At 68.0% G+C, this 6,376-nt stretch carries 3 protein-coding genes and 2 pseudogenes; 3 read left to right on the forward strand and 2 right to left on the reverse strand.

Features of this window, described 5'->3' with window-relative positions:
* Positions 1-138: 138 nt before the first annotated feature.
* Positions 139-207: pseudogene (locus Vqi01_RS31735) on the reverse strand (type II toxin-antitoxin system RelE family toxin); the annotation flags it as partial.
* Between the two features lie 1,069 nt (positions 208-1,276).
* Here Vqi01_RS31735 and Vqi01_RS29760 point away from each other — a divergent pair.
* Entirely contained in the window at positions 1,277-2,629 is a 1,353-nt protein-coding gene (locus Vqi01_RS29760; protein ID WP_204038459.1) for a helix-turn-helix domain-containing protein, read from the forward strand.
* The gene (locus Vqi01_RS29765) at positions 2,626-3,510 is read left to right on the forward strand and encodes a PfkB family carbohydrate kinase (RefSeq protein ID WP_204038460.1); all 885 of its coding nucleotides are present in this window, start codon (positions 2,626-2,628) and stop codon (positions 3,508-3,510) included. The genes Vqi01_RS29760 and Vqi01_RS29765 overlap by 4 nt, the downstream gene beginning before the upstream one ends.
* 958 nt (positions 3,511-4,468) lie before the next feature.
* On the opposite strand, the gene Vqi01_RS29770 is transcribed toward Vqi01_RS29765, so the two are convergent.
* Positions 4,469-4,615 (reverse strand): hypothetical protein, encoded by a 147-nt coding sequence (locus tag Vqi01_RS29770; RefSeq protein ID WP_204038461.1) that lies wholly within the window; start codon positions 4,613-4,615, stop codon positions 4,469-4,471.
* Positions 4,616-4,752: 137 nt separating this feature from the next.
* Between Vqi01_RS29770 and Vqi01_RS29775 the strand changes: the two are divergent.
* Positions 4,753-6,246, forward strand: a pseudogene (locus Vqi01_RS29775) (aminotransferase class I/II-fold pyridoxal phosphate-dependent enzyme); the annotation flags it as partial.
* Positions 6,247-6,376: the final 130 nt, after the last annotated feature.

Consider the following 6,376-nt stretch of genomic DNA (forward strand, 5'->3'; position numbering starts at 1 on the left):
CTCCGCGCCGCCAGGACACCGGCGATACTCCGTGCCAGGGGCGCAACCCGGCCTCCGAGGGACCGCCGGTCGGCGACTCGGCCGGCTCTCGACCTCGACCCCATTGCGGCCGGACAAGGCCGCCGCGACCTGGACGGCTTACGAGTAGACGTCCTTGCGATGCCCGACCGCGTGGATGGTCAACTCGTCACCGTCGAGGCGGTAGAGGACTGCGGCTCCGTCCATCAACTGCGATGCGGGCTACATCACATCTTCCGCGGACCTGTGTCATCTCCTGCTGCTCGCTGAGGATCAGTCCAGGTGACAGGGCGATGACAAATGATCAAGGGGCGGTGCGACAACCCCGGTCGCGTCCTGCAACTGTCTTTGCCGTCCCGATCGTGCAGTTGCGCCTCAAAGTCGAAGCCGTAAACCGGTATGGCTCCGTCAAGGCCCGCACCGTCCAAGCCCTGCTCGACTCCCTTGTCGCCCGGGCGCTCTCCGGCCTGGCGGGCAGGCCGCCGAGTCAACATCCGGCGACCTCGGCATCGCCCTCGCCGGCCTGTGCCGCTGAGTGCCGCTACCGATGCATGTCATGGTCGACGCCGCCACACCCCGCCTACAGCCTGACGGCGATGACCGAACTGGGCGCAGACGTCGTCACCGTCGACGCCGTCCGCGCCTTCCGGCTTCAGCACCTCGGTGCCGCATGGACCGACCGGTACAGCAATCCCGTCGGCCCTGCTGTCCACGCCATTACCACCCGACCCAGAGCTACTCGGCCCAGCCGCGATGGGGCCACCCGACTGCCAGGCCGCTACGAACGATCAGTTCACCCTCGCCACCGCGTCGTAATCCACCCATTCGGCATGGCGTACGCAATATGGTGATAGCTACGGAAATATACGCCGCCGTGACCCGAGCACACATCGGGCGTTTTTCGCCACGCCGCCGCAGACGAGCATGAGCACGCCGTCCGCTGCGGTTCTCGACCTTCTCCCCATGACCCGATCTTCGAGATCGTCGCACGGGTACACACCGCCACCGTGAACCAGTCGGTCAGCGTCTTCCTCCCTGCGCAGTACAGCACGGCGATGCCCTCGGGATCATCGGCCCTCACGGCGCCTAGCTCACCCGATGCGCCACCGACGACAGCACTGACATCGCCTAAGCCTCGATCCGTGGATCGGCTTCGGCCGCGACCGCACGGTAGGGTGATTGGCACATCGAAGACCGCCTCAGATCGGCGTTCTGCTGTTGACACCGACCGAGGCGCGGTGTTCCGGGAGAGGCGGCAATGGCGGACCCGCACGACACGAGCGAGGCATGGCGAGCGCTCGGGCAGCGGCTGGCCGACTTCCGCAAGGCAGCAGGTCACACCCAGCATTCGCTGGCACCCACGGTGCTGGCCGGCCGCAGCACGATCGCGAACACCGAGGTCGGGCGACAACATCCGGACCGGGGCTTCTGGGAGCGTTGCGACGAGGTCCTCAACACTGATGGTGCTCTCACCGCGGGGTATGACCAGGTCGTTGCCCTTCAGCAGCATTACCGGCGGGCCAGGGGCACGGCAGCTTTCACCGCGTTGTTAACGTCCGGCGCGGACCGTGAGGCCGCTGAGGAGACGGTTATCGTGACGGCTGTGGTAGACGGGCAAGAGCGGCAGGTCCAGGTCAGCCGTCGCGCGCTCCTGCAGGCGGTCCCCGGCGGCATGATGGCGTCCCTGATAGACGGAGATCCGCCGGCTGAGGCGGCACGGGTTGTGGACCCAGCCATCGTGGAGCACTTCGCGGTGCTGCGATCGGTGCTCGTGGAGTCCGACAACCGAGTCGGCGCCGCGGCGATCCTCCCGACGGCCCGGCAGCAGCTCGGTCACATCGCCGACTACCGCCGAGCTGCGCGGGGTGGCCTGCGTGACGCGTTTCTGCGCACCGAGGCGCAGTGGGCGGAGTTCGCCGGCTGGCTCAGCGACGACCTGGGCGACCGTGGCACCGGAGACTGGTGGCTGGCCCAAGCGTTGAGCATGGCCCAGGAGTCCGGCGACACGGAGTTCACCGCCTACGTGTTCGCCCGCATGGCCCAACGGGCCACCGACGCCGCCGACCAAGACCGGGTGCTTGGGCTCGCTCGCGCTGCCGAACGCGCCGGCAGCATCCGGACCCAGGTACGGGCCTTCGCGGCGGTGCAACGCGCGCACGGCCACACCGTCGAGGGCGACAGCGCCGCGTTCCAGGCCGCCATCGACGACGCCCAGCACCTCGCCGCCGATACCGGACCAAACGACGCTGGTCTCGGTTCCTTCTGCACCGCCGCATACGTGTGGGCGCAGGAAGGCGACGGCTGGCTTCGGCTGGGCCGCCCCCGCGCCGCTGTCCAGTGCTTTCACCAGGCACTCGACGCGTGGCCGGAATCGTACCGACGTGAGCGGGGCCGCTACCTGGCCCGCACCGCCGCCGCCCACGCCGCTGCCGACGAACCCCAGCAGGCCGCTGCCGCCGCCCTCGCCGCGCTCGACCTCGCCCGCATTACCCAGTCGGCACGCATCCAGCGTGACGTCACCACCGTCGGCCGTCAGCTCTCGGCGTTCCCCACCGAGCCCGGGGTGCAGCGGCTGTACGCCGCCCTCGCCGCCTCCGCGATGACGGCATGACCGGCAACGGCAATCCCAGCGACAGCATCGATGTCGCCTTCGTCGGACGGGCCAACATCGATCTGACCATCCGCGTCCCTCACCGTTCTCGACCAGGCCGCACCGCTGTTGGCTCATCCCTGTCCTCCAGTGCCGGCGGCAAGAGCCTCAACCAGGCCATCGCCGCCGCCCGCCGCGGCGGGCGCGCCGCCCTGATCGCCAATGTGGGCGTCGACGCCTGGGGCCAGCAGATCGCGGCAGCCCTCATCGGCGCTGGCGTCGACACCCGCCACGTCCGGGCCATCCCTGGCACCACCACCGGCGCGGCCATTATCGAGGTCACCCCGGACGGCGAAAGTTACATCACCCTCGCCCTGTCACCCGCCACCGAACTCACCGCCAACGACATCCATCAGGCCACCACCGGCCTCGCCACAAGGGCGGTGGTCGCCCAACTCGACCTGCCGCCCGAGCCTGTGGCCGCGCTGCTGGGCCAGCGTCGCGCGCCGGTCGTCATCGGGAACCTCATTCCCCACCCCGACCTCGACCCCGCCGTCTTGCGGCACCTCGACGTCCTCGTGGTCAACCAACACGAGGCCGCCGCCATCCTGCACACGAGCATCGACAGCCCTCTCGATGCGGCCACCGCCCTCCAGCGTCTCGGCCCCCGCACCGTCGTTGTCACCGCCGGCCCACACGGCGCCGCCTACACCCACCCCCACGGATCCGGCACCGTGCCCGCACCCGCCGTCCAAGTCATCGACACCACCGGCGCCGGCGACGCCTTCCTCGGCTCCCTCGCCCTCGGCCTAGCCCGACACACCCCACTACCCGATGCCATCACCGCCGCCGTCCACGCCGGATCCGACACCGTCCAACACGCTGGCGCCGTTCTAACCTGATGCCCGGATTGGATTTGATGGCAGGCCAACGCCATCGGGAGTCATCCCTCATTCAGCGTCGCCACCGCGATCGCATCCTCGCCTCACCGATGAGCACCACGCGATTGCGACGGTAGCGCCAGGCGCGCACGGACGGGTACGACGACCGACGCTGGCGGTGTCGCCGGCTGACATGCTGCCAGCAGCGCCGCCCGTTCCGCCTCAGCGGCATCACCACCTAGCCTCGATGACGAGCCGATGTCATTCGGCCAGGGGCACGGTCGCGACTGTCGCCCATTGGTAGGTACGGTCTTTCCGTCGGAGGGCGATCAGCGGCGTCTGCCTGATTGTCACCCATGCCGGGGACACGGAGTTCGGCCAGCACTGCGGCAGCGTGAAGGCTGCCAAAAACTAGGTTCCGGGCCTGCAACGTTGAAGTTCGCATTCGGGTTGCCCGGCCGTGCGCGGTCAGCGGGATTTTCCTCTTCCTCATGGCTGTCCGAGTCGAAGGGCAGCAGCTCGGCGAGGCAACGCCCGATCCCGCACCAGCGGCTCGTAATCACCTCGATGATGAGCGGAAGCAGCTGCCCGCATCAGCGGTTTTATGGCGATCACCCTGACGTGAATATCCCGAGCGGCCGCAATCTCAAACTGATGTTCTTTGGCCCAGGCGCAAGTAGAACGTGCTGCCATGCTTCGGGAATTGAAGCGGCGTTTGCGCGTTCTCCATCGGAGCAGGATCTCCTGAGCGCTTCAGGCCGTGACCTCGAGCACCTTGTATGACCTGCCACGACGAGCCGCTCGTATGTCGAGGACGCCGTCGCAGCGGTGCACGATGAGCAGCGGGCCTCCACGAGCGCGTCCGCATCGGAATGGCCGACGTGGCCGTGGTGGAAGGCTTCATCGACGCTGAACTCACCCGCGACGAAGGCATCTTGCCGGTTCCGCCGCCATCGTGTCCGTCATGACAGCCGAGCCTCTACGCGTAAATCGCCTGGCGGCGGCCATCAACATCGACCACACTGCGGCCAGCGCTCTCATCGAGGCCAAAGATGTTCGGAAGCGAATGAACATGCAACTGCCCCGCTGGCGGCAGATCGCCGATCATTGGATCGACAATCGCCACCGTGCCCACTCTACGGCGACGCTGGACGACGTCTACGCCGCGACCTGCCCTTCCATCACGAGGACGGAACACTCATGACACGGCTGTACGCCTCCGCTGGCGCGATCGTCGTCTGCGCGGACCTGCAACGTCCGCAGATGCTGCTGTTGGAGCAGATCCGCACCACCGGCGAGCGCCAGGTGGTCGCCCCGAAAGGACGAATCGAGCCGGGCGAGTCGCCGCTGATCGCCGCCGCCCGGGAGGTGTCGGAAGAGGCCGGGCTGCACGACATGTGCTACGTCGCCTACCTCGGACAGGAGGCATACCGCTTCACCGACCACGACGGCACGCCAGCGCGGAAGACCGTCGACTGGTTCCTGTTCGCCACCAACGACACGACCGCCACTGCACGGCAGACCGAAGGGTTCGTTGCCGCCCAATGGCACGACCTGCCCGACGCGCTGATCGCCGCGAGCCACGCCAGCTTCCATGAGTACGTCCGACAGGCCGGGGAGATCATCGCCTGGCGCCGCAGTGGCCCGCTCGACTACAGCGACACCCTCAGCCAAGCGGTGTGGGACTTCAGCCGCCGCGCCAAGGCCCTGCTGGCCAAGCATTTCGGGGCCGGTGCCGCCCTATGCGGCTCCGGCGCACGCGGAGACTTCATCGAAGGCTGGAGCGACCTCGACTTCATCGCCTGGGGACTCGAACCCGCATCCCCGGCCGCCCTCGCCCTGCGCCAGATCGCCGACGAGGTCAGCCACCAAACCAGCATCCCCATCTCACTGCACCTCGACCACCCCGACGAAGACGGTGCCGATGGACTCAAGCGGCTGCACAGCATGAAGCTGCGCGCCGTCCTGCGTCGAACCCACATCGACGTCCCTATCGTGGCCGGCACCACCGCACCATCGCTGCCGGAAGGGCCCCACACCGCCGACCTTGCCGCCGATATCGGTCACCTGCTCGACTTCGCTCACCAGAGCCAGCGGCGACATCCACCGCCGGCACCGACCGCACTTATCGCGCCCGCCGTACCCTGGCGTTGCTGTCCAGCGCTGCCCGCCAAACCGTCCTCACTTTCGACGCCCAGGCACTGCTCCGCTTGCCCGACGTCGTGGCCACCCTCGACCAGCACTGGCCCGGCACTGAGACAGCGCGAATACTCAACGACTACGACGCCCACCGCCGAACTGGTGCGGCCGACCTCATCCGAGCCGAGCAGCTCGCCAGTCAGGTGCCGTCAGCCGTCAAGGAACTACACCACCTCGCAGCCGCCCGCCACGGTCAGCGCGCTGACCGCAGTCGCGCCTTGGTTGCCCAGCGGGGCGAAGCTGATCATTGACAACGTCTACGGTGAGTTCATGGCACAACCACTCGCGCTGACGCCGCGACTCATTGAGGAGCGCGACGAGCTTGTGGTGTGCAGGTCACTGCCGAAGGCACATTGTCTGCTCGGCGCCCGAGTCGGCTACGCGGTCACCAGCGCCGGCTACGCGGGCAGGCTGCGTCGACACCGGTTGCCGTACGCCGTCAGCGCGCTGGCCGCCACGGCGGCACACGCGTCGCTGGTCGACGACAACAACCTCCGGCGCACCATCGCGTGCAACCGGCGGGCGTACGCGGCGCTGTCCGCCGAACTCGTCCGGCTACGCATTGAGTACGCCCAATCGGATACGAACTTCCTTCTGATCGATCTCGGGGACCGGCGTGACCAGGTCCTCGCGTTGCTGCGGGCCTGTGGGCTGCGGTTCCGTGACGGCTCACGATGGCAACTTCCGG

Origin of the sequence: Micromonospora qiuiae (assembly GCF_016863555.1) — a bacterium.
Lineage (GTDB): Bacteria > Actinomycetota > Actinomycetes > Mycobacteriales > Micromonosporaceae > Micromonospora > Micromonospora qiuiae.

What these genes read in the sequence shown, in the direction of transcription:
- Vqi01_RS29765 (WP_204038460.1), top strand. Translation starts at nt 2,626, where the DNA reads ATGACCGGCAACGGCAATCCCAGCGACAGCATCGATGTCGCCTTCGTC.
- Vqi01_RS29760 (WP_204038459.1), top strand. Translation starts at nt 1,277, where the DNA reads ATGGCGGACCCGCACGACACGAGCGAGGCATGGCGAGCGCTCGGGCAG.